Source organism: Pantoea pleuroti (genome assembly GCF_014156615.1).
Taxonomy (GTDB): Bacteria; Pseudomonadota; Gammaproteobacteria; order Enterobacterales; family Enterobacteriaceae; genus Pantoea; species Pantoea agglomerans.
In genome coordinates this window covers 539,719-563,652 of sequence record NZ_SBFD01000001.1, presented here as the reverse complement: position 1 = coordinate 563,652, position 23,934 = coordinate 539,719, and the positions used below count along the sequence as shown (strand labels likewise).

At 55.8% G+C, this 23,934-nt stretch carries 18 protein-coding genes; 11 read left to right on the top strand and 7 right to left on the bottom strand.

The window, feature by feature from the left end; genetic code table 11:
- The first annotated feature begins 338 nt into the window (after window positions 1-338).
- The 5 genes from EPG66_RS02750 to EPG66_RS02730 all read left to right on the top strand — a co-directional run bounded on the left by EPG66_RS02750 (window position 339) and on the right by EPG66_RS02730 (window position 6,081).
- Window positions 339-1,322, top strand: coding sequence for an arabinose ABC transporter substrate-binding protein (locus tag EPG66_RS02750; RefSeq protein WP_010245365.1), 984 nt, complete (start codon window positions 339-341; stop codon window positions 1,320-1,322).
- Window positions 1,323-1,421: 99 nt separating this feature from the next.
- Window positions 1,422-2,942 (top strand): L-arabinose ABC transporter ATP-binding protein AraG, encoded by a 1,521-nt coding sequence (gene araG, locus EPG66_RS02745; RefSeq protein WP_010245364.1) that lies wholly within the window; start codon window positions 1,422-1,424, stop codon window positions 2,940-2,942.
- 12 nt (window positions 2,943-2,954) lie between these two features.
- A complete protein-coding gene (gene araH, locus EPG66_RS02740; RefSeq protein ID WP_010245363.1) occupies window positions 2,955-3,938 on the top strand; it encodes an L-arabinose ABC transporter permease AraH in 984 nt (327 codons plus the stop codon).
- 76 nt (window positions 3,939-4,014) lie between these two features.
- Window positions 4,015-4,932 carry an arabinose operon transcriptional regulator AraC gene (gene araC / locus EPG66_RS02735; RefSeq protein WP_003853440.1) on the top strand — a complete coding sequence of 306 codons (918 nt, stop codon included), beginning with the start codon at window positions 4,015-4,017 and terminating at the stop codon, window positions 4,930-4,932.
- 102 nt (window positions 4,933-5,034) lie between these two features.
- A complete protein-coding gene (locus EPG66_RS02730) occupies window positions 5,035-6,081 on the top strand; it encodes an oxidoreductase (RefSeq protein WP_010670085.1) in 1,047 nt (348 codons plus the stop codon).
- Window positions 6,082-6,399: 318 nt separating this feature from the next.
- On the opposite strand, the gene add is transcribed toward EPG66_RS02730, so the two are convergent.
- The 3 genes from add to malX all read right to left on the bottom strand — a co-directional run bounded on the left by add (window position 6,400) and on the right by malX (window position 10,317).
- Window positions 6,400-7,395: an adenosine deaminase gene (gene add / locus EPG66_RS02725; protein WP_052272060.1), complete on the bottom strand. Its 996-nt coding sequence runs from the start codon at window positions 7,393-7,395 to the stop codon at window positions 6,400-6,402.
- Window positions 7,396-7,538: 143 nt separating this feature from the next.
- Window positions 7,539-8,711 carry a MalY/PatB family protein gene (locus tag EPG66_RS02720; protein WP_182685904.1) on the bottom strand — a complete coding sequence of 391 codons (1,173 nt, stop codon included), beginning with the start codon at window positions 8,709-8,711 and terminating at the stop codon, window positions 7,539-7,541.
- 16 nt (window positions 8,712-8,727) lie between these two features.
- Entirely contained in the window at window positions 8,728-10,317 is a 1,590-nt protein-coding gene (gene malX / locus EPG66_RS02715) for a maltose/glucose-specific PTS transporter subunit IIBC (RefSeq protein WP_182685902.1), read from the bottom strand.
- Window positions 10,318-10,490: 173 nt separating this feature from the next.
- Here malX and malI point away from each other — a divergent pair, with 173 nt between their 5' ends.
- Complete coding sequence (gene malI / locus EPG66_RS02710; protein WP_033779241.1) at window positions 10,491-11,516, top strand: Mal regulon transcriptional regulator MalI; 1,026 nt, start codon at window positions 10,491-10,493, stop codon at window positions 11,514-11,516.
- A 43-nt stretch (window positions 11,517-11,559) separates the two neighbouring features.
- Here the strand turns inward: malI and EPG66_RS02705 are convergent, their stop codons facing one another.
- Both EPG66_RS02705 and manA read right to left on the bottom strand, forming a co-directional pair.
- Window positions 11,560-13,059 (bottom strand): YdgA family protein, encoded by a 1,500-nt coding sequence (locus EPG66_RS02705; protein WP_115758587.1) that lies wholly within the window; start codon window positions 13,057-13,059, stop codon window positions 11,560-11,562.
- Between the two features lie 132 nt (window positions 13,060-13,191).
- On the bottom strand, window positions 13,192-14,367 hold the full coding sequence (manA, locus tag EPG66_RS02700; RefSeq protein ID WP_182685900.1) for a mannose-6-phosphate isomerase: 1,176 nt from the start codon (window positions 14,365-14,367) through the stop codon (window positions 13,192-13,194).
- Window positions 14,368-14,566: 199 nt separating this feature from the next.
- Here manA and fumC point away from each other — a divergent pair, with 199 nt between their 5' ends.
- Entirely contained in the window at window positions 14,567-15,964 is a 1,398-nt protein-coding gene (gene fumC, locus EPG66_RS02695; protein WP_010245332.1) for a class II fumarate hydratase, read from the top strand.
- Between the two features lie 43 nt (window positions 15,965-16,007).
- Here fumC and tus read toward each other — a convergent pair whose 3' ends face one another.
- Window positions 16,008-16,937, bottom strand: coding sequence for a DNA replication terminus site-binding protein (tus, locus tag EPG66_RS02690; protein WP_115758585.1), 930 nt, complete (start codon window positions 16,935-16,937; stop codon window positions 16,008-16,010).
- A gap of 202 nt (window positions 16,938-17,139) precedes the next feature.
- On the opposite strand from tus, the gene EPG66_RS02685 reads away from it, so the two are divergent.
- The 4 genes from EPG66_RS02685 to EPG66_RS02670 all read left to right on the top strand — a co-directional run bounded on the left by EPG66_RS02685 (window position 17,140) and on the right by EPG66_RS02670 (window position 20,419).
- Window positions 17,140-18,324 carry an MFS transporter gene (locus EPG66_RS02685; protein WP_115758598.1) on the top strand — a complete coding sequence of 395 codons (1,185 nt, stop codon included), beginning with the start codon at window positions 17,140-17,142 and terminating at the stop codon, window positions 18,322-18,324.
- Window positions 18,325-18,531: 207 nt separating this feature from the next.
- A complete protein-coding gene (locus tag EPG66_RS02680; protein WP_010245324.1) occupies window positions 18,532-19,026 on the top strand; it encodes an RrF2 family transcriptional regulator in 495 nt (164 codons plus the stop codon).
- Between the two features lie 272 nt (window positions 19,027-19,298).
- Window positions 19,299-20,117 carry an RNase A-like domain-containing protein gene (locus tag EPG66_RS02675; protein ID WP_115758584.1) on the top strand — a complete coding sequence of 273 codons (819 nt, stop codon included), beginning with the start codon at window positions 19,299-19,301 and terminating at the stop codon, window positions 20,115-20,117.
- Window positions 20,118-20,125: 8 nt separating this feature from the next.
- A complete protein-coding gene (locus EPG66_RS02670; protein ID WP_010670096.1) occupies window positions 20,126-20,419 on the top strand; it encodes a contact-dependent growth inhibition system immunity protein in 294 nt (97 codons plus the stop codon).
- Between the two features lie 361 nt (window positions 20,420-20,780).
- Here the strand turns inward: EPG66_RS02670 and oqxB are convergent, their stop codons facing one another.
- Window positions 20,781-23,933: a multidrug efflux RND transporter permease subunit OqxB gene (gene oqxB / locus EPG66_RS02665; protein ID WP_031593601.1), complete on the bottom strand. Its 3,153-nt coding sequence runs from the start codon at window positions 23,931-23,933 to the stop codon at window positions 20,781-20,783.
- Between the last annotated feature and the right edge of the window lies 1 nt (window position 23,934).

Genomic DNA, 23,934 nt, shown 5'->3' with positions numbered 1-23,934 from the left:
TGTATCCTGGGTTCGGCGCGCCAAATCAGTTAGTCATCGCTGGCTGACAATATGCACTTTTCTGTCATCGGCAGTGATTTTGTGATCCATTGCAAAAGTTAAGGTCCGGTTAAATTTGCTGAATATATGGATCATTTTGTCGTGATTTTAAGATGTGATACCGCTCTACATTTTTCTTCGCTAATACCGCTAAAACTAGCCCAGCGTCTGAACAGTCTGTCAGCACATGCCAGCCTAACGCACTGATTTATGGCTGTACCCACATAACAAAACAAACTGGTAGCGTTTACACCGATTCGTTATTAGCAGCGAAAAATAACCTGGTACCGGAGAGCATCATGCATAAATTCACTAAAGCGTTCGCGGCCATCGGCCTGGCAGCGGTTATGTCACAATCCGCTATCGCCGAGACCATGAAGCTGGGATTCTTAGTCAAGCAACCAGAGGAACCCTGGTTCCAGACTGAATGGAAATTCGCCGACAAAGCGGGCAAAGATCTTGGCTTTGATGTCATTAAAATTGCCGTGCCGGATGGTGAAAAAACCCTGAATGCCATCGACAGCCTGGCGGCTAACGGCGCGAAAGGTTTTGTTATCTGTACGCCCGATCCGAAACTCGGCTCTGCCATCATGGCAAAAGCGCGTGGCTACGGTCTGAAAGTCATCGCGGTCGATGACCAGTTCGTCACCGCCAAAGGCAAACCAATGGATACTGTGCCGCTGGTGATGATGGCCGCGACCAAAATTGGTGAGCGTCAGGGTCAGGAACTCTATAAAGAGATGCAGAAACGCGGCTGGGATGTGAAAACCACCGGCGTGATGGCGATTACCGCCAACGAACTCGACACCGCTCGTCGTCGTACCGGCGGCTCCATGGACGCCATCAAAGCCGCTGGCTTCCCGGCAGCGCAGATCTACCAGGTCCCCACCAAATCTAACGACATCCCTGGCGCGTTTGACGCCGGTAACTCTCTGCTGGTCCAGCATCCTGAAGTCAAACACTGGCTGATTGTCGGCATGAACGACAACACCGTGCTGGGCGGCGTGCGCGCGACCGAAGGTCAGGGCTTTAAAGCGGCTGACGTCATCGGTATCGGCATCAACGGCGTGGACGCCATCAGTGAACTGTCGAAAGAGAAGGCAACCGGCTTCTACGGATCGCTGCTGCCAAGCCCGGATATCCACGGCTACAAAAGCAGCCAGATGCTCTACAACTGGGTCAGCAAAGGTGAAGAGCCACCAAAATTCACCGAAGTTACCGATGTGGTGCTGATCACCCGTGACAACTTCAAAACTGAACTGGCGAAAAAAGGACTGATGTAACCCTGAGCCTGCCAGGCAGTTTGTCGCCTGGCATCCTTAATAGCCAATTTCGCGCCGCCCGCCATAACCGGCCGGTGGCGCGAAAGAGTGAGGAAAAACATGAACACTGATTCAGCATTTCTGTCGTTTCATGGCATCAGTAAAACCTTCCCTGGCGTCAAAGCGTTGCAGGATATCTCCTTCGACTGCCGTGGCGGTGAAGTCCATGCTCTGATGGGCGAGAACGGCGCAGGCAAATCGACGCTGTTAAAAATACTCAGCGGCAGTTATCAGCCGAGCGGCGGTGAGATTCGTATTAAAGGCCAGCCGATGAGCTTTCAGCGCACCACCGATGCGCTGGACGCGGGCGTCGCCATTATTTACCAGGAACTGCATCTGGTGCCGGAAATGAGCGTGGCAGAGAACATCTATCTCGGTCAGATCCCGCACAAACATGGGCTGGTCAACCGTAAGCTGATGCGTTTTGAGGCGGGCCTGCAACTGAAAAATCTCGGCATGGATATCGATCCCGATATGCCGCTGAAATACCTGTCGCTGGGGCAGTGGCAGATGGTGGAGATTGCCAAAGCGCTGGCGCGTAACGCGCGCATTATCGCCTTTGATGAGCCAACCAGCTCCCTGTCGGCGCGTGAAATCGACAACCTGTTCCGCGTCATCCGTCAGCTCCGCGAGGAGGGCCGGGTGGTGCTCTACGTTTCGCACCGCATGGAGGAGATCTTCGCCCTTAGCGATGCCATCACCGTCTTTAAAGATGGCCGCTACGTGCGGACGTTTACTGACATGGCTAACACCCATCACGACGATCTGGTGCAGGCGATGGTGGGACGAAACCTCGGTGATATCTATGGCTATTCACCGCGTGCCAAAGGCGCGGTGCGGCTGGAGCTGGATAAGGTCGAAGCGAAGGGCGTGCGGACGCCGATTTCGCTGAAAGTCCATGCCGGTGAAATTGTCGGTCTGTTTGGCCTGGTCGGTGCCGGTCGCAGTGAACTGCTGAAAGGGCTGTTTGGCGGCACGCGTCTGCGCGGCGGTCAGGTGATTCTGGACGGCAAACCGCTGCCGCTGCGGGAGCCGATCGATGCCATCCGTGCGGGCATTATGCTCTGCCCGGAAGATCGCAAAGCCGAGGGCATTATTCCGGTGCATTCGGTGCGCGACAACATCAACATCAGCGCCCGCCGTCATAACCTTACTGCGGGCTGCCTGATTAAAAACGGCTGGGAAAATAAAAATGCCGACAGCCATATCCGCTCGCTGAACATCAAAACGCCCAGCGCCGATCAGCTGATCATGAACCTTTCCGGCGGCAACCAGCAGAAGGCGATTCTGGGACGCTGGCTGTCAGAGGATATGAAAGTAATCCTGCTGGATGAGCCAACGCGCGGTATCGATGTCGGTGCCAAGCATGAAATCTATAACCTGATTTATCAGCTGGCGAACCGGGGCATTGCGGTGCTGTTCGCCTCCAGCGATTTACCGGAAGTGATGGGCCTGGCCGATCGCATCGTGGTGATGCGCGAAGGTGCCATTGCCGGTGAACTGCTACACGACGACGCCACGGAGCAGCAGACGCTGAGCCTGGCGATGCCCAAAACCACTCAAGCGGCCGCCGTGGCCTGACAGGAGATCATCATGGCTTCATCCACGACCTCAAATACGCCGCAGCCCGCTTCACGCGGCGGCCTGCAGTTAGGTCGCATCTGGGACAACTTCGGCATGCTGGTGGTATTTGCACTGCTGTTTATTGTCTGTGCGATCTTTGTGCCGAACTTCGGCTCGTTTATCAATATGAAAGGCTTAGGGCTGGCGATGTCGATGTCCGGCATGGTCGCCTGCGGCATGCTGTTCTGTCTGGCCTCCGGTGATTTTGACCTGTCTGTCGCGTCCGTCATCGCCTGTGCGGGTGTGGTTACCGCCGTGGTGATTAACATGACCGAAAGCCTGTGGATTGGTGTGGGTGCCGGCCTGGTTCTCGGTATGATCACCGGCTTTATCAACGGCTTCGTGATTGCCCGACTCAAGATCAATGCGCTGATCACCACGCTGGCGACCATGCAGATTGTCCGCGGCCTGGCCTATATCTTCTCTGACGGTAAAGCGGTCGGTATCGAAGATGAGCGTTTCTTCGAACTGGGCTTTGCTAACTGGCTTGGCGTGCCTGCGCCAATCTGGCTGACCCTGGCTACGATGCTGATCTTCGGCTTCCTGCTCAACAAAACCACCTTTGGCCGTAACACCCTGGCGATTGGCGGCAATGAAGAAGCAGCACGTCTGGCCGGTGTGCCAGTGGTGCGTACCCGCATTATCATTTTCATTCTCTCCGGTCTGGTTTCAGCGGCGGCGGGCATCATCCTGGCGTCACGTATGACCAGCGGCCAGCCAATGACCTCCATCGGCTATGAGCTGGTGGTGATTTCTGCCTGCGTGCTGGGTGGCGTTTCGCTGAAGGGCGGCATTGGTAAAATCTCCTATGTGGTGGCAGGGGTGCTGATCCTCGGCACGGTAGAGAATGCGATGAATTTATTGAATATCTCGCCATTCTCACAGTATGTGGTACGCGGTCTGATACTGTTAGCAGCGGTGATTTTTGACCGTTACAAACAGAAAAAAGCCTGATTGAGCGAGCCGTTGGCCCGCAGAGGCAGAAGCCTCTGCGGGCTATCCGAACAATAACAGACTGAGTGAGGACGCTATGTATCACCGCGAATTACCGGCCGAGCAGCAAAACCCCTTGTTGCCGGGCTATTCATTCAATGCCTGGCTGGTGGCGGGGCTGACGCCGATCACCGCCGATGGTCCGCTCGATTTCTTTATCGATCGCCCGCACGGCATGAAAGGTTACATTCTGAATCTCACTATCAAAGGTAAAGGGCGGGTATTTGACGGCGAGCGGGCATTTGACTGCGAACCTGGCGAAATGCTGCTGTTTCAGCCGAAAACGGCTCACTATTATGGTCGCGCGCCGGACAGCCCACAGTGGTTTCACCGCTGGGTCTATTTCCGCCCGCGCGCCTACTGGCATGACTGGCTGCGCTGGCAGGATGAGCAGGAGGGCGTGGGACGTCTGCTGCTGCCTGAATCGCTGCGCGGCGAATTTGACCGCCTGTTTGCCAGTATCGAACAGACCCACAATTCGGGCCGTCGCTTTGCGGAAGAGCTGGCGATGAACCTGCTGGAACGGCTGCTGCTGCGCGCCGTTGAAGAAGATCCACGCAGCCATCAGTTAATTCGCGATCCGCGCGTGATTGAAGCCTGCCAGTACGTCACCAACCATCTCGCCAGCGAGGTTAAGATTGAAGAGGTGGCGCGCCACGTCTGTCTGTCGCCGTCGCGGCTGGCGCATCTGTTCCGCGAGCAGATGGGCGTGAACCTGCTGCGCTGGCGTGAAGATCAGCGCGTAATCCGCGCGAAACTGCTACTGCAGACCACCCAGGAGCCGATCGCCTCGGTAGGACGTGAAGTGGGCTATGACGATCAGCTCTACTTCTCACGGGTGTTCCGCAAGCGGGTCGGCGTCAGTCCCAGCGACTTCCGCCGCCGTAATCAGGATGCGCACGACAGCCTGGCCGCTCAGACCGCCTGGCCGCTGGCGCGAAGTGCTATCTCTTAGTTTTTTCGGGGAATTCCGGCTTGTCGTCATTTGGTTAATAGTCTTAAATCAATCAGGTTATCAACTAAGAGTCTGGTCAACCAGGCTCTGAGAGGAATCCAAATGAGCGATAAATTACGTGTTGGTCTGATCGGCTACGGTTTTGCCAGTAAAACGTTTCACGCCCCGCTGATTGCGGGGACGCCGGACGTCGAGCTGGCAGCCATTTCCAGTAGCGACGCCAGCAAAGTCCACGCCGACTGGCCCGCCGTTAAGGTAGTGGCCGACCCTCAGGCGTTGCTGGACGACCCGACTCTGCAACTGATCGTTATTCCTACCCCCAACGACACGCACTTCCCGCTGGCAAAAGCAGCGCTTAACGCCGGTAAACATGTGGTAGTCGATAAGCCGTTCACCGTGACGTTGTCACAGGCGCGCGAACTGGATGCGCTGGCGAAAGCCAAAGGGCTGCTGCTGTCGGTGTTCCACAACCGCCGCTGGGACAGTGACTTCCTGACGCTGAAATCGCTGATTGAGGCCGGTACGCTGGGTGAAGTGCGCTACTTCGAATCGCACTTTGACCGCTTCCGTCTGGAAGTGCGTAATCGCTGGCGTGAAATGAAAGGCGCAGGCAGCGGAATCTGGTATGACCTGGGGCCGCATCTGCTGGACCAGGCGCTGCAGCTGTTTGGCCCGCCGGTCGCTATCACGGTTGATCTGGCCGAGATGCGTCCGGGCGCGCAGACTACCGACTACTTCCACGCGACGCTGACTTATCCGCAGCGCCGTGTCGTGCTGCACGCCAGCATGCTGGTAGCGGCAGAATCTGCCCGTTATACCGTCCACGGCACGCGCGGCAGTTACGTCAAATATGGTCTTGATCCGCAGGAAGATCGCCTGAAGTCAGGTGATTTCCCGCCGCAGGAAGACTGGGGCTATGACATGCGTGATGGCACTCTGACGCTGGTTGACGGAGATTCCCTGACCGAAACGACCCAGCTGACCCAGCCAGGCAACTATCCCGCTTACTATGCGGGCATCCGCGATGCGATTGCCGGACGTGGTAACAATCCGGTGACAGCGGAAGAGGCGATTCATGTGATGGAGCTGATCGAGCTTGGGCTGCAATCCGCCGAGAAACGCCAGACGATGTCGCTGAAGCGCGTTTAATGGGTCAGTGCTTAACGAAATAAGTAAAAAAGCGAAACGGGCCGGATATCCGGCCCGTCACTCTGCTGCCACAACCCACTCAGAACGATTCTGGCCGCAACTAACTAACTTAACGTGCAGGGAACAGGGTCAGAAGAGGAAAGCGTCCCACGCCACGGATGGCGTGGGTCGAGCGTGCCATGGATGGCGGCTTTTGCGTCTTTCCGATCTGACCCTGTTCCCTGTGCAAGCTCGGTCTTAAAGCCACCTGTCCCTTGAGCTCCTCACCATAAAAACGGGCCGGTTATCCGGCCCGTTTTTTGTCCCTACGCTTCAGGATTACTGCACCCGTGCGCAAAGAGCCGCTTTCTCTGCTTCGCTAAGGAACGCAATTGTCAGACCATTTTCCTGCGCCTGACGAATCTGCGCCGCGCTCAGACCGGCAGCCGGTGCGGCGTGATGATACTCATGCGCCAGTTCAATGCCCTGAACCGCCGGATCATCCGTATTGATCGTCGCCAGAATGCCATGCTCCAGGAAGGTCTTCAGCGGATGCTGCGCCAGTGATGGCACGGTGCTGGTCTGGATATTGGAGGTCAGGCAGGATTCAATACCAATACGGTGCTCCGCCAGGAAATCCATCAGCGCGCGATCTTCAATCGCTTTCACGCCGTGACCGATACGTTCTGCACCCAGCTCCCGAATCGCCTGCCAGATGCTCTCGGGTCCGGCCGCCTCGCCCGCATGGACGGTAACGCGGAAACCGGCATCGCGCGCCTGGGTAAAGTGGCTCAGGAACTCGCTGCCCGGGAAGCCCAGCTCATCACCCGCCAGATCGACCGCGGTGATGTGATCGCGATGGGCAAGCAAACCTTCCAGTTCGCTGAGGCAGGCATCTTCGCCAAAGGTACGGCTCATAATACCGATCAGACGCACGTCGATATCGTGCTGCTGACGGCCTGCGCGCACGCCCTCGATTACCGCTTCAACCACACCGGCAATCGGCAGATTGTGGGTCATCGCCATATAACCAGGGGAAAAACGCAGTTCAGCATAGTGAATGCCCGCGCGGGCGGCATCTTCGACATTCTCCTGCGCAATCCGGCGGCAGGCATCAAGATCGCCCAGCACTTTCACACCCCAGTCGAGCTTCTGCAGGAAACTCACCAGGTCTGGCTCATTCTGGCCGACCTGCACATGCGGACGCAGCGTCTCCAGCGTGGAAGCAGGCAGGGCGAGGTTAAACTGGCGACCTAAATCGAGAATGGTTTGTGCACGGATGTTGCCATCAAGGTGGCGGTGAATATCAGTCAGAGGAATTTTAGAATCGATCATGGCGCACTCGCTCAGTTGTCGGTGAAGTGCAGAGCATTATAAAAATATCTTGCGCAACAGCGCCAGCTATTTGCGCAACAGCCGCGCCGGATGCTGCTTAATTACGCATAACCGGCGAGCAATGGTTGCCTCGCCGGTTAATGTCACTTCTGTAAATGATGAATCGCTGCAATCAGGCGTGAAACGCCCTCATCAACTTTGCTGCGCGGACAGCCAACGTTAAGACGCAAAAACCCTTTGCCTGCATCACCGTAGGTCGATCCGGGCATAATTGCGACCCGTTGCTGGATCAGCGCCTGTTGCAGTGGCTCTTCAGGAATGCCCAGCGGATTGATATCAAGCCATGCGAGATAGGTTGCCTCGGGAATGTGCCAGTTCAGTGCGGGAAACTCAGCGTTAAGCCGATCGGCAACCCGCGCAAAATTGCCACAAAGATAGCTGCGTAACGCATCCAGCCAGGGTGCGCCCTGACGGTAAGCCGCGACGTGTGCCGTGACGGCCAGCACGGCCGGAGACGAAAGGCCGTCAGCATTTTTCAGCGCCTGAAACCAGGCGGCTCTGTCTACCGCATCCGGGATGATTCCCCACGCACCGGTCAGTCCCGGCACGTTGAAGCTTTTCGACGCCGAGGTAAACAGCGCCCAGTCACTGCGCGCCACGCTGGCCCACGGAGTATGGGGCTGATTACCCATAATCATATCCATATGGATTTCATCGCTGATCACCCGCACGCCGTGACGCTCGCAGAGCGCCGCCATCTGTTGCAGCTCAGTTGCTGTCCACACTTTGCCGGTGGGATTGTGCGGGCTGCAGAGCAACAGAATTTTGCAGCGCGGGCGCGCCAGCCGCGTCTCCAGCGCGGCCATATCACATCGCCAGCTACCGTTATCCCGCTGCAGCGGCATCTCCAGCACCTGTCGCTGATTGCCGCGTACCGTTTTATAAAAAGCATCGTAGGCGGGGGTGTGGAGCACCACTTCATCATCCGGGTTGCTCCAGCGGCGCAGCATCTGCGCCACCATATAGATCACCGAGGGGCCATAAACCAGCGTGTCAGCATCGGGCTGGTAGCCGAAACGGCTGGACATCCAGAGGCAGCAGGCCGAAAGAAAATCGTCATGCTGCCAGCGACTGTAACCCAACACGCCGTGTGCTACGCGCTTGGCCAGCGCCTGCTGAACCGCTGGCGCAGTTCTGAAGTCCATATCCGAAATGGTAAACGGCAGCAGATCGGGGACGCCAAAACGGTCAGCCACGAAATCCCACTGGGTAGACCAGCTGCCGCGGCGATCGATGACTTCATCAAAGTTAAACATTATCGGCTCCGACACATCAGGCAGTGACATTCATCAGGTGTGACAGTTCATCTTTCACCGACTGCACCTGTGGACCGATAACTACCTGCAGGCTGGTCTGATTAAGATGGACCACTCCTATCGCGCCGTTGGCTTTCAGCGCCGCATCATCCACTTTACTCATATCCGCCAGGGTCAGACGCAGACGCGTCAGACAATTATCCAGCGAGGTAATATTCTCCACGCCGCCAAGTGCAGTCAGAATAGCAGGTGAGTTATAGCCAGATTTACCTTTACCGGCATTGCTGACCTGCTGCGCAACCGCACTGGCACTTTCCACTTCGCGGCCCGGTGTTTTGATATTGAAGTGCAGAATGGCGAATCGGAAAATCAGGTAGTAACCAACAAACCATATCGCTGCGACAACGGGCACCCAGTACCATTTAGTCGACAGCCCGTGCAGCACACCAAACACCACAAAGTCGATGATATTGCCGTCTGTATTGCCGATAGTGACGCCCAGTATCGCCATGATGCTGAAGCCAACGCCGGTCAGCAGGGCGTGGATCAGATAGAGGAACGGGGCGACAAACAGAAACAGGAATTCGATGGGTTCGGTGGTGCCGCCAACCACGCAGGCCACCACACCGGAGATCAACAGACCTTTGATCTTATGGCGATTCTCCGGGCGGGCGCAGTGATAGATGGCCAGGGCGGCACCTGGCAGGCCACCGAGGAAGGCAGGCATTTTACCCTGTGACAGAAAGCGGGTCGCGCTTTCAGCAAAACCGTGGGTTTCCGGGCAGGCGAGCTGCGCCTGGAAAATGGTTAAGGCACCGCTCACGCTCTTGCCACACACATCCAGTGTGCCGCCTGCATCGGTAAAGCGCATGATGGCGACCAGAATATGCTGCAGGCCAAACGGCAGCAGCAGACGTTCGCCGGTTCCAAAGATCATCGGGCCGAAATCACCCGCGCTGTTAATCATCCAGCCTAATCCGGTGATACCCCGCGCGAAAAAAGGCCAGATTAGCGGGACGACCAGTCCCAGTAAGCCAATCACCAGCGTGGTGATAATTGGCACAAACCGGGTGCCGCCAAAGAAGGCCAGCGCATCGGGCAGTCGGATGTTATGAAAGCGCTCATGCAGCCAGAACACCACAATACCCACAATGACCGCGCCCAGAATGCCGGTATCGATTGACGGGATCCCCAGGATCGGCTGAACGTTATTAGCTTTCAGCAGGGCGGCATCGGTGGTTGGCAGAATGCCGTGGATGTTGAGCCAGAAGTTGATGCTGAGGTTTAGCACGGCATACCCCACAAAGCCGGCAAACGCTGCCACGCCCTTGTTCTCGCGCGCCATACCCAGCGGAATCGCAATGGCGAACATCACCGGCAGATAGCTAAAGGCGAACGATCCCAGTTTGGCCATCCAGAGAAACAGATATTGCAGCCAGGGGTGATCCAGCACAGGTAACAGGGTCAGGACATCGCGGCTGCTCAGCGAACTGCCAATCCCGAGCATGATGCCGCAGAATGAAAGCAGGGCAACCGGCAGCATAAAGGTTTTCCCCAGACTCTGGAAAAATTCCCAGACGGACATTTTTTGGTGAGAGGGTAACATGAACGCTCCTGGATAAACGGACCACTGAGTGAAGTGGCGGGATGATAAAACGTTTTACCTGGATCTTATGCGCGCTGAATCACACTCTTCAGGTCATGGACGATATAATTCTGACGTCATAAGGTGTAACGTTTTACCTTGTTTCTAATGCTGTAGTTCAGTTGAGTAATCTGATGAGTAAAATCACCATCAATGATGTTGCGGCGGCGGCGGGCGTGTCGGTGACCACGGTATCGCTGGTGTTATCCGGCAAAGGACGGATCTCTGCGGCCACTATGGCGCGCGTGAATGAGGCCATTGAGCAACTCGGTTTCGTGCGTAACCGTTCGGCAACCATGTTGCGCGGGGGTGAGAGTGGCGTGATTGGCTTGATCGTCCGCGATCTCAGCCAGCCATTTTATGCCGAAATGACGGCAGGCCTGAGTGAAGCGCTGGAGAAGCAGGGCAAATTGCTGTTCCTGACCCAGAGCGGCGCCCAGGGACAACATCTGCATCGCTGCTTTGAGTCACTGGTGGCACAGGGGGTGGATGGCGTGGTGCTGGGAGGCGGTGCCGATAAGGCCAGCCAGATCGTGACGCGGGCCAGAGAGGTGAATATGGCCTTAGTCTGTGCCGCGCGCGCCAGTAGCCTGGAGGAGGTGGATGCTATCCGGCCCGATAATGCTCAGGCTGCGCGTCTGGCCACCGAATATCTGATTCGTCAGGGGCATCAGCGCATTGCCTGGCTGGGCGGCCATAGCGCATCACTCACCCGGGCAGAGCGTCTTGGCGGCTACTGCGCCACCCTGCTGCAATATGGGCTGCCGTTCCGGCCTGAGTGGATTATTGAATGCGGTAACACGCAAAAAGAGGCGGCTGACGCGGCGGTACAGCTGTTTCAGCACCATCCGCGGCTGACTGCCGTGCTGGCCTATAACGCCACTACCGCGCTGGGATGCTATTTTGGGCTGTTGCGCACCGGGCGAACATTCGCGCGGGGTGCAGTCGACAGCTATTACGATCAGCAGCTGGCTCTGATGGGCTTTGGCGATGAACCGCAGGCGGAACTGACCGATCCGCCGCTGACGTTTGTCACCAGTTCAGCCCGGGAGATTGGCCGTGTGGCAGCTGAGCGTATCCTGCAACGGATAGCGCAACCCGATGCCGCCCGTCAGAACGTGATTATGCCGCCGCAGCTGGTTATTCGCGGCTCGGCATAAAAAAAGGCGACCCGAAGGTCGCCTTTAAAGGAACAGAGGAAAATTATTGCGGCATCCCTTCGCTGGTCGGCATACCCAGCATATAGCGGGAGAGGAACTGCTCCAGCGTCATTTTGTCGCCGTTCATGTTCACCTGACCGTTGGTATACTGCAGGCTGGTGACGATATTGTTATCCTGCTGCTGGGTCAGGCGGAACATCTGACCCATCGCCGCCAGTCCTTTCACCTGCTGATCTGCCAGCTTCTGTGCGTCATCGGCCTGATAGCCTTCAGCCAGTCCCACTTTATGCATGGTTTCGGTCGCCATTGGCATGTTGATGACCAGCTTGCTGTCCAGGCTCTTGAGTACCCGATCAACCATGGCGCTGAGTGTCTGGGCTTCGCCGGTCACCGCAGAGGGATCGTTGAAATTAGCGTTCAGGTTAAAGGTGCTTTCACCTTTATCATTTTTCCAGCTCAGCGGGGCGATACTGATTGCGGGTGAGCCTTTCAGCAGCATCGGCAGGTTGCTCATCAGAATCTGATGCACACCCGCCTGGTAGCGGATAGGATCTTCCGCGACGCCAGGCTGGCTCAGCAGTTCCTGCATCTGGGCGTTGTAACGATCAGAGAAGGCTTTTACCGCCTGCGCATCAAACTGTGACAGTTTCATCTTCAGCGCTGCCTGACCAAAATCCTGCTTCTGCAACTGAATGCCTTCAACCTTGTAGTCGATATTGCCGCCAATCTTCCCGGCGCTGTTATCGAAAGAGGAGGTGCCTTTCATTTTGTGCAGCGTCAGGGCGTCCTGACCATTGATGCTGGCATTGACCTTCTCAATATCCACTGACTGGTCGCCAATGCGCACGCCTTCCGGGCTGAGATGGGTATTACCGCTCAGCTTCAGACCATTGACGGTGAACAGCACCGGCTGGCCCATCTCATTTTTACTGGTCAGCGCGAGGCTATCAACGTCACTGTCCAGCGACACTTTGTCGCCTTTGTTATCCGCGCTGACGTTGAAGGTGCCCCCATTGGTGGCCAGACGCTCGCCGCTTTGCGCATTCTGATAATCAACCGGCAGAACGCGCAGCGCCGTATCGGTGGCACCGCTGTAGCCGATACGGGTATCGGCGTTAATCAGCGACTTGTTGCCGGTCAGCTCAAACAGCTTTTTCACCGCATCGGTGTTAGCCAGTTCGGTATGAACCGACGCCATGCTCGGGATCAGATTGAAATGCTTCAACTGAGCAAACGGGAAAGGGCCATGATCGATGGTTTCGTTCAGGATGATGCTCTGGCCAGGTTTCAGCAGGGGATTATCTTCCGTCTGCGAGTTGGCCTGAATCACCAGATTCACTTTGCTGCTGAACACGCCGCGCTGATAGTCCTGATAGCTGATCTTCAGTCGGCTGTTAGGGGCATAAGCATTCAGCTGGGCATTGGCGTTCTGCACCAGCTCATCCCTGTGGCTTTCAATCTGCTTGCCGGTGAACCATGCCGCGCCAGTCCAGACTACGCCCAGTGCGATGATGACACCTACGGCAACATTGGTCTTTTTCATTGCTGATTCGTCCTTATCCTTGAGTCCGCTTATGCCGCAGGTTTATCCCAGCGACTGAAGAAAAACGCCCGCAGGCGTTTAAAAGCTAATAGGTTGAAATAATAGCAGTTAACAGGCACTCCGTCAGCCGCTTCACCCTAAGTCATTAAATACCCGCGCCAGTCGGCCCGTGCCTGCGACCGTTACGGGGGATTCGCTGGCGGCGATGAAGCAGGATTCGCCTGGTTTCAGCGTCACCTGCTGCTCGCCTTTGGCGATCACCGTCTGGCCTTCAATGCAGAACAGCACTGCGGCGCTCTGCTGCGCCAGCGGCTGTGGCTCTGCGTTCAGGGTATGAATGGCAAAAGCAAAATCCTCCACCGGAATCGGGAAGCGCAGCGCGTTGCCCTGTTGCTCCGGCTCGGTCAGCAGGGTACTGGCTGGCTTCTCTTCAAACTTCAGGTTCGCCATCAGCTCGGCGATATCGATATATTTCGGGGTTAAACCGGCCCGCAACACGTTATCGGAGTTTGCCATCACCTCCAGCGCCACGCCTTTCAGATAAGCGTGCGGGGTCTCCGCGTAGAGGAACATCGCCTCGCCCGGTTGCAGTGTGATTACGTTCAGCAGCAGCGGTGAAAACAGGCCACTGTCGTCAGGATACTCTGCCGCAATCATGCGAATGGTCTGCCACGGCTCCCCTTGTTGTGCATCAACCGCGGATTTCAGGATGCCCAGCGCCAGCGATTTCGCCTCACCCTCCAGTGACAGCAGGGTAGAAAAGAGCGCGGCCAGCGTATCCTGATCGGGATGCTGCAGAAAATGGGCTATCTGTGGATGTGCGCCCGCAACCGGCTCCAGCAGTGAGACCATCTCCGTCAGGGTGCGAAAGCCATTCATCGCCTGGAAGGGCGTCAGCGCGTAGACCAGCTCCGGCTTGTGGTTGGCATCTTTATAATTACGGTCAGCAGCCGTCAGCGGAATATCCGCCGCATTCTCACGGGCAAAGCCCACTTCGGCCGCGTGTTTACTGGGATGGACCTGAATCGACAGCGGCTGATCGGCAGACAACACTTTGAACAGGAATGGCAGTTCACCAAAACGCTGTGCCACCGCTTCGCCCAGCATGGCGGCAGGCGCGGCATCAATCACGTCTCGCAGCGAACGCTCGCTGCCCTGGTCAATCACGGTGGAGGGGCTTTTCGGATGTGCACCCATCCAGAGTTCCGCCATCGGCAGCCCCTGTGGATTGGCGATTCCGTAGAGCTCAGTCAACGCAGTTTTGCTGCCCCATGCGTAGTTTTGCAGCGTATTGTTCATTTTTTGCATTGTATAACCCTTTATCACGGGAAATTATTGCCAGTATTAAAGCAGAAACTGCCGGTAAAAATACATATCCAGCGCAAAAGGACGCTAAGCTCTGATAATGTTAAATTATTGTGTATTACTATCCTGACCGCCCGGCAGTTGATCGGAATGACGTACCGGGCGGTCATTCTTTTAAAAACCAGATGAAGGAGACGTATTCATGGCAGCCAATCGCATTGAGAAAGATTCAATGGGCCCCATCGACGTACCGGCAGACAAACTGTGGGGCGCGCAGACACAGCGCTCACTGGAACACTTCCGCATCTCAACCGAAAAAATGCCAACCGCGCTGGTGCATGCACTGGCACTGACCAAGCGCGCCGCGGCCAGCGTTAACCGCGATCTGGGACTGCTGCCCGCTGACCGCGCCGAGGCGATTGTCAGCGCGGCTGATGAGGTGCTGGCTGACAAGCATGCGGATGAATTCCCGCTGGCGATCTGGCAGACCGGTTCCGGCACCCAGACCAATATGAACATGAATGAAGTGCTGGCGAACCGCGCCAGTGAAATCCTCGGTGGAGAGCGCGGTATGGCGCGGCTGGTTCATCCCAACGACGATGTGAACAAGAGCCAGAGCTCCAACGATGTCTTCCCGACGGCGATGCACGTTGCCGCCGTTATCGCCCTGCGCGAACAGCTGATCCCTCAGATTCAGGTACTGAAAAAGACGTTGAGCCAGAAGTCCGACGCCTTTAAAGATATCGTCAAGATTGGCCGTACTCACCTGCAGGATGCAACGCCGCTGACCCTGGGCCAGGAGATTTCCGGCTGGGTGGCGATGCTGGAGCATAACCTGAAGCATATTGAGCAGAGTATTCCGCACGTGGCGGAACTGGCGCTGGGCGGCACGGCAGTAGGCACCGGCCTGAACACCCATCCGGAATATGCGGTGCGCGTGGCGAAGGCGCTGGCCGATCTCACGCAGCAGCCGTTTGTCACTGCGCCAAACAAGTTTGAGGCGCTGGCAACCTGTGATGCGCTGGTGCATGCGCATGGCGCGCTGAAAGGGCTGGCCGCCTCGCTGATGAAAATCGCTAACGACGTGCGCTGGCTCTCTTCCGGGCCGCGTTGCGGCATCGGCGAAATCGCCATCCCGGAAAATGAACCAGGCAGCTCCATCATGCCGGGTAAAGTTAACCCGACACAGTGCGAAGCGATGACCATGCTCTGCTGTCAGGTGATGGGTAACGATGTGGCGATCAACATGGGCGGCGCATCCGGTAACTTTGAGCTTAATGTGTTCCGTCCGATGGTAATCCATAACTTCCTGCAATCAATTCGCCTGCTGGCGGATGGCATGGACAGCTTTAATCATCACTGCGCGGTCGGCATTGAGCCGGTGCGTGAGCGCATCGATCAACTGCTTAACGAATCGCTGATGCTGGTGACGGCGCTGAATACCCATATTGGCTATGACAAAGCGGCAGAAATTGCCAAGAAGGCGCACAAAGAGGGGCTGACGCTGAAAGGCTCGGCGCTGAAGCTGGGTTATCTTACCGAAGAGGAGTTTGATGCCTGGGTACGTCCGGAAGAGATGGTCGGCAGCATGAAGTCGTAAGGTTTGAGTGAGTCAGAGGCCAGCGAATGCTGGCCTTTTTAATTTATATCGGACAATCGACCCACAGATGCAGTCTGGGGATTAAAAGATTCAGCGGTTCAGCGGCAGGTTTATAACGATGGTTAATGTTATCGGCATCGTAATTAAGCAATTCGCCCAGAACCGGAACCTGCGTGCTATCGCGACAGATAACCAGAATTGGTGAAGGACAAGCCAGCTGGGTTTGTTTTTGTTCATCCGCGCGCCAGACGCGTGCAACCGGCTGGACTTTCACCGGGCGCTTGATTTTCAGCCGTGCCGAGGCGGGCAGGGCGCGCACGCTTGCCAGCTCATCCTGCACTTTTTCCGCCCACTGTTCACGCGACCACGGCGCTTTTGCACGTCCCGACTTCAGGCTTTTTTCCAGCTGGGCGATCACCTCTTCACGCTTGAGATTCTTGATAATGTGCTTGTTGGCCCAGCCGAAACGCAGGCTGTCCGGTGCGCTCAGCAGGGTGATAGTGCGATAGGCATTCAGGGTAATCAGCCCGCGCAAATGCTGGTGGACGAACTCAAAACGCGCCTCACTCGGCAGACCTGAGTCCACCGTAATCAGCTTCTCCAGCCGTGCTTTCAGCTGATTGATGACGTCAACCAGCGAGCCGATCTCCGCCTCCTGCTGCGCGTCGCATTCGATACAGAGCGCGCCAGGTAAGCGCACGGCAGCCTTGGTGCTCAGCTGTTCTGACTGATGCTGCATAAACAGGCGGCAGTAGTGGTCAAGCGCCATCTTTAACGCGCTCTCACCGAGATGCTGCTCGACGGCAATCCGGGTGATCGCTTCATGTTCGCGGCCTTTAACCACCGGCGGCAGGCTGAAGACGCGGGCGATCAGCAGAGGCTGCGCTTCAATCTGCTGACGCAATTCACCCAGCGCCAGTTCCAGGTCATTTACACATTGATGCATATCAGCCACTAAGTCGTAGCGCGTCATGTTGTGCCTCCATAGTTACAACGTCCACAATGTGGCAGAAGCCTGGCGAGGATGCAAGTGCTATATAGTTACAACATACTATTGTTGCTTTACTTAAAACCGTGCGGCCTGCATAGCTATCCAGTCAAAAGGGCATCACGCATTTTGGCTTATCGCAGAACATGTTATAAAAACGGTTCGCCTGCTAACCAAGAGAATGCTTGTGAATCAGAACAATAAACCCGGTATCGCCGCCATTATTACCCTGGGCTGGGTGCAGATCCTCTCATGGGGCGGGTCGTTCTACCTGATGGCGGTGATGGCGAATCCGATTGCGGCTGAGACAGGCTGGTCACAGCAGTGGATTTATGGCGCGCTCTCGACCGGGATTCTGGTATCGGGCCTGCTGTCACCGCTGGCTGGCAGAATTATCGCTCGTACCGGTGGCCGCCTGTTGCTGGCGCTGAGTGGCATGGTGATGGCGGTGGGGCTGGTGCTTATGGCTTATAGCCACTCTCTGCCGCTGTTTCTGTTTGCCTGGGTAATTATTGGCATCGGTATGGCGATGGGCCTTTATGACGCACTGTTTGCCACGCTCGGCACCTGCTATGGCGGTCAGGCGCGTGCAGCGATCACCGGTATCACCCTGATATCTGGCTTCTGCACCACGCTGGTCTGGCCGGGAACGGCGTTGTTAATTCACGGATTCGGCTGGCGGAACGCGTCGCTGATAATTGCGGCACTGATGGTCGTCTGCGTGCTGCCCGCCTATCTGTTTGCCTTACCCGACAGTCATGCTAAGCGGCCGGTGAAACGATTGAGTCCGCAGTCTGGCACGGCGGAGATTGCGCCTGCGCTGTTCTGGCTGCTGTGTGCCATTTTTACCCTGGCGTCAGTGATCATGACGGCTATTTCCGTGCAGCTTATCGCCTTGTTGCAGGCGAGTGGCCATACGCTGACCTCGGCGCTGGCGATCAGCGCCGTACTTGGTCCGTGCCAGGTGGGATCCCGACTCGTCGATATCGCCTTTAAACGCAGCCATCCCATCCGCACCACCTTTTTTTCCGTCGGGCTGGTGGCGCTGGGCTTGCTGTTACTGGCACTGTTTCCGCAGATGGCGTTGCTGAGCATGGTGCTGTATGGCGCAGGAAATGGCTTACGTGCCATCGTGCGGGGAACTTTACCGCTGGCGATGGTCAAACCAGAGTCCTATGCGATCGTGGTGGGTAAAATGGCCCGTCCGGCGTTGATGGGGCAGGCACTGACGCCGCTGATAGGTGGATATGTGTTTGAAAAGATGGGTGCATCGGCGACGCTGTGGTTGCTTTGCGCCCTGGCAATCTTTAACGTGGTACTGGTTATGGCACTGAAGCAGCGATTACCGGCGACATCGGCCACCACGGCATAACGGAACGGTTCTCCTTGCTCCGCAGGAAGAGGGCAGTTAGCAGGCTAAGCACCTTGTGCTATCGGGCCTCAGCCTTTGGTGAATACGTGCCTTGTCACCGCCGGTTTGCTTCAAAAAAGCAACAGTGTTTGTTATATTTATTGCTCATTGATTGTTCACTTATGCGGCAATAAAACAATAAGATGCACCGCAACTCAGGATAAAGAAATGCTTGATTACCGCTTCCCGACAGCTTTGCAAATGGTTCTGAGCGTAGCGATGGCGGAGCAAATGGGAAAACGCTCTACCAGCGCGATTCTGGCCTACGGGCTGGAAGCGAATCCCAGTTTCATACGAAAATTAATGGTCCCGCTGACCCGTGACGGCATTATCGTCTCCACGCTGGGCCGTACCGGTTCGATTCATCTGGGCCGTCCTGCTGCGGAAATTACCCTGCGGGATATCTATGTCTCCGTGATCGAAGACAAAAAAATCTGGGCCGCGCGTCCTGACGTCGCACCGCGCTGTCTGGTCAGTGCCAACCTCTGCTGGTACTTCAAGTCGATAGCCGATGAAGCCGAGCAGGCGTCGCTGGATGTGCTGGCAAAACGCACCGTGGCAGACGCACTGAACGAACTGAAGAAACGCGACACCAGCAACTGCACCGCCGTGCCGGAACCTGAACCCGAAGAGATTGATGATCTCTGCAAAAAGAGCCGCTGATTAGCGGCTTTTTTTATGCCTGCTGGTCAGTAACTTCCTGCCTCAAATCTGCCATAAGCCAATAACTCACTTTCCTGTGGTCGGTTATCACGCTGAACCTGATGAATCATTTGAAAATTCAGCATCCATCACAACATTAATGTTTTTTTCGTTTTCTGAAATGACAGGTGAACACATTCACGTAAAATCTATTTTCTGGTTTTTAGTGGATCTGAAATCTGAAAAGAAGAGACAATTTAGCCACGTATCTACTGCTCACATGAGGCTTCATTATGGATGATGATATAAAAATCATGATGTCCCCGGTTCAGCTCACTGCTGCTCTCTCGGATGAAACGGTTACTGAAGGTGAATCACTCAGTAACCGCTTATACGGTGGGTTGAATCTTGCATTAGGGACACTTGAATTAACCGGAGCAACCGCGCTGTGCATAGCGCCAGATCCATCCGGACTGACAAAAGCGGCATGCGTTGTCGTTGGCGTACATAGTCTGGATAGCATTCATGCTGCGGCTAATCAGGTACTGACAGGCAGAAATACGCGTACAGCAACTTTCCAGTTGGCCACAGCGACAGCTAAAAAGCTTGGCGCCGATAATAAGAGCGCAATGAATATAGGTTTAATGGTCGATATTTCTGTTCCGACGGCCTTTGCCTTTGCTGCCGGAGCGGCACGTGTCGCCTCTGTACGCTTCGGTAAGTTAAAGCTGGCTGAGCATGAAGCCGTTAAAGGTATTAAGGCTGGCGGACATACTATTGCTAAGCATGTAAATATTTCCGAAGCGGATTTGCTCGCGCGTCTTGCACGAAGTCCTAAAACACCGCTTGCAAGTTCATTTGTTAATATTGAGCAGGCAGAGCGATTCATAAGCGCCGGTTTGAAAGCGAACCGCTGGAAGATCATCTATTGGGCTGCCGCCAAAAGCGAAAGCATACTGGAATTAAGCTGGCAGTCCCGAACCGTAGTCGGTTATGGTTTCAGGCAAGGCAGTACAACTCGTCTGGAAGCGTATGCTGTCAGGATTGTTTTGCACCGTAAAGTGTTTAACGGCAAACCCTATTATCTTCTGACTTCATATCCTTATTTCTGAGGCTATCAATGAATAAAAGTTATAAAAATACTGGAACGCTTATTCGGGTTTTTTTTGGTCAGGATTATGATCTTTTTGGGGAAACGGTAGAAGAAGTACTGGACAGTTATTTAGAAACTGAGAACCCAAAAACAGCAGCAAAGGTCTGTCAGGAAGCAGAGTATTTACTGTCCTTAAATGATCAAGCACTTACAGAGGCGTTTGAATCCATCAGTCAGGGAGAGTTCTATCCTGAGCCCTGGGGAGAAACAGTACGGACTTTTTTGGAAAAGATAAAAAGTCATTTAAGTGCCAGACTTTAACTTAAAGGATTAACGGGTCATACGGTTAATGACTGTGAGTGGAGTTTTGGCTTAGTGAATAGCCGATGAGGAGAGGGAGCGTAAGACGTGTCAGGACCAGGTTCGCTTTCACTGAAGAGTACCGATGTATGTGGTATGAATTTTAAATTTTATATTATTAATCAATTTATTATTTGGAAAATTCATTCCTGATATCCAGATAAGCAGAACGCCGAAGATCAAAGATGAATAATGATTCAGAAAAACGCTGAATGAAAGATTGAAGCGGCGCTAACCTGCAAGGCAGAATCTGCCGGCATCTGTGAATCACAGGCAAAAAAAGGGGGCGATCGTATGATCGCCCCCTTTTAACTTTTATGGTTTACGCCGTCACGGACGATGCACTACCTGACCGGCGCGTCACCAGCTTGCGCAGGGCGACGTAGAACACCGGCGTCAGGAACAGGCCGAACAGCGTCACGCCGAGCATGCCGGAGAAGACCGTAATACCCGTAACGCCGCGCACCTCTGCACCCGCGCCTTCACCCAGAATCAGCGGTATTGTACCGGCGATAAAGGCGATGGAGGTCATCACAATCGGACGCAGACGCAGGCGACACGCTTCCAGCGCCGCTTCCACAATCCCTTTGCCCTGAATCTCCAGCTCTCGCGCAAACTCGACGATCAGAATCGCGTTCTTACAGGCCAGCCCCATCAGCACCACCAGTCCGACCTGCACGAAGACGTTGTTGTCACCGCCAGTCAGCCAGACGCCAAACAGCGCAGAGAGCATGGTCATCGGCACAATCAGGATTACCGCCAGCGGCAGCGTCCAGCTCTCATACAGCGCGGCCAGCACCAGGAACGCCAGCAACACGGCCATCGGGAAGACAATCAGCGCGGTATTGCCCTGCGTTGACTGCTGATAACTCAGATCGGTCCACTCGATGTTCATGCCGTTTGGCAATAGCTGACCGGACATCGCTTCCAGCTGACTCATCGCCTGCGCCGAGGAGAGCACGCGTGGGTCGGCATCACCAATCAAATCCGCCGCCGGATAGCCGTTATAGCGGATCACCGGGTCGGGACCGTAGGTGGTGGTAATGTTGACCATGCTGCCAATCGGCACCATCTCACCACGATCGTTTCGGGTACGCAGGTTAGCGATATCTTCGATGCTGTCGCGGAAATCCCCGTCAGCCTGCGCCATCACCCGCCAGGTGCGGCCAAAGCGGTTAAAGTCATTCACATAAGACGAGCCGAGATAGGTCTGGAGCGTGCTGAACAGCGCGGTCAGCGATACTCCCTGAGCTTTGGCTTTATCCCGGTCTACCTTCACATCAAGCTGCGGAACGTTGGCCTGATAAGAGGAGATGGGGAAGTGCATCCCTGGCGTCTGCATGATGCTGCCCGACAGCGTATTAATCGCCGTCTGCAGTGCGCCATAACCCAGACCCGCGCGGTCCTGCACATAGAGCGAATAGCCCGAGCCCTGGCCAAGCCCCAGAATCGGCGGTGGCATAATCGAGAAGCCAAAGCCCTGCTGGATTTGCGCAATCTTCGCATTGATCTCAGCGTTGATCTCCGCCGCCGTATGTTTGCGCTCATTAAACGGCTTAAGACCGAAGAACACCGTGCCGCTGTTCGGCGTATTGGTGAACTGCAATGCATTCAGGCCGGGGAACGCTACCGCATAGGCGACGCCTTCGGTCTGCATACCGATTTCGCTCATCTTACGAATCACTTCATCCGTGCGCGCCAGAGAGGAACCTTCCGGCATCTTCACGCCACCAATCAGGTAGAGCTTATCCTGCGTCGGAATAAATCCACCCGGCACGGTGTGGAACATAAATCCGGCACCCGCCAGCAGCAGAATATAGACGCCAAACACGGCGCCACGGCGACGCAGCGTACGGCCCACCAGCGATTCATAACCATGGGCACTGCGCTGGAAGAAGCGGTTAAACGGCCGGAACAGCCAGCCAAACAGCGCATCAATGATCCGCGTCAGCCGGTCTTTCGGCGCGTGATGATCTTTCAGCAGCATCGCCGCCAGCGCAGGCGAGAGCGTCAGCGAGTTAATGGCAGAGATCACTGTAGAGATGGCGATGGTAGTGGCGAACTGCTTGTAGAACTGCCCGGTGACGCCAGAGAGAAACGCCATCGGCACAAACACCGCGCACAGCACCAGCGCAATGGCGATGATCGGCCCGGAGACCTCACGCATCGCCTGATGCGCAGCGGCGCGCGGCGACAGCCCCATCTCAATGTTACGTTCGACGTTCTCCACCACCACAATGGCGTCATCCACCACGATACCAATCGCCAGCACCAGCCCGAACAGGCTCAGCGTATTCAGCGAGAAGCCAAGCAGATAGAGCACGCTAAAGGTACCGACTATCGAAACCGGCACCGCCAGCAGGGGAATGATCGAGGCGCGCCAGGTCTGCAGGAACAGAATCACCACCAGCACGACCAGAATGACCGCTTCCAGCAGGGTCTGCACCACGGCTTTAATCGAGTCGCGGACAAACACCGTCGGATCGTAAGGCGCGGCCCATTTCACGTCGTTGGGGAAGCGGGTCGCCAGCTCATCCATTTTGGCGCGAACCGCATTGGAGAGGTCGATGGCGTTGGCACCAGGCGCCTGGAAGATACCGATACCGACCGCATCTTTGTTATTCAGCTGCGAGCGCAGGGCATAGCTGCCCGAGCCCATCTCAATCCGCGCCACATCGCGCAGCCGCACCAGCGAACCATCTTCCGAGGTTTTCAGGATGATATCGCCAAACTGCTGCTCGCTCTCCAGTCGTCCCTGGGTGTTGATTGACAGCAGAAAATCGCTCTGTTTTTTCAGCGGCTCGGCACCCAGCTGACCGGCAGAGACCTGCACGTTCTGCTCCTGCATCGCCGTTACCACGTCAGAGGCGGTCAGACCACGCGCCGCCACTTTATTAGGATCAAGCCAGACACGCATCGCATACTCGCCTGCGCCGAAAATCTGGATCTGACCGACACCCGGCAGGCGGGCCAGCTCATCTTTCACCTTGAGGGTGGCGTAGTTACGCAGGTAGAGCGAATCGTAGGTATTGTTCGGTGAGAACATGTGGACGACCAGCGTCAGGGTCGGCGACATCTTCTGGGTGGTGATCCCCAGCCGACGCACATCTTCCGGCAGACGGGCTTCCGCCTGCGCTACGCGGTTCTGCACCTGCACCTGCGCCTGATCAGGATCGGTGCCTGGACGGAAGGTGACGGTGGTCACCAGCACGCCGTCAGAACCGGCCACTGACTTCATGTACATCATGTTTTCGACGCCGTTGATTGCCTCTTCCAGCGGCGTCGCCACGGAATCCGCAATCACTTTCGGGTTAGCGCCTGGATATTCGGCACGCACCTGCACGCTGGGTGGCACCACGTCGGGATATTCACTGACTGGCAGCAGTGGGATGGCAATCACCCCGGTCACAAAAATCAGGATCGACAGCACCGCAGCAAAAATGGGCCGGTCGATAAAAAAGCGGGAAAAGTCCATA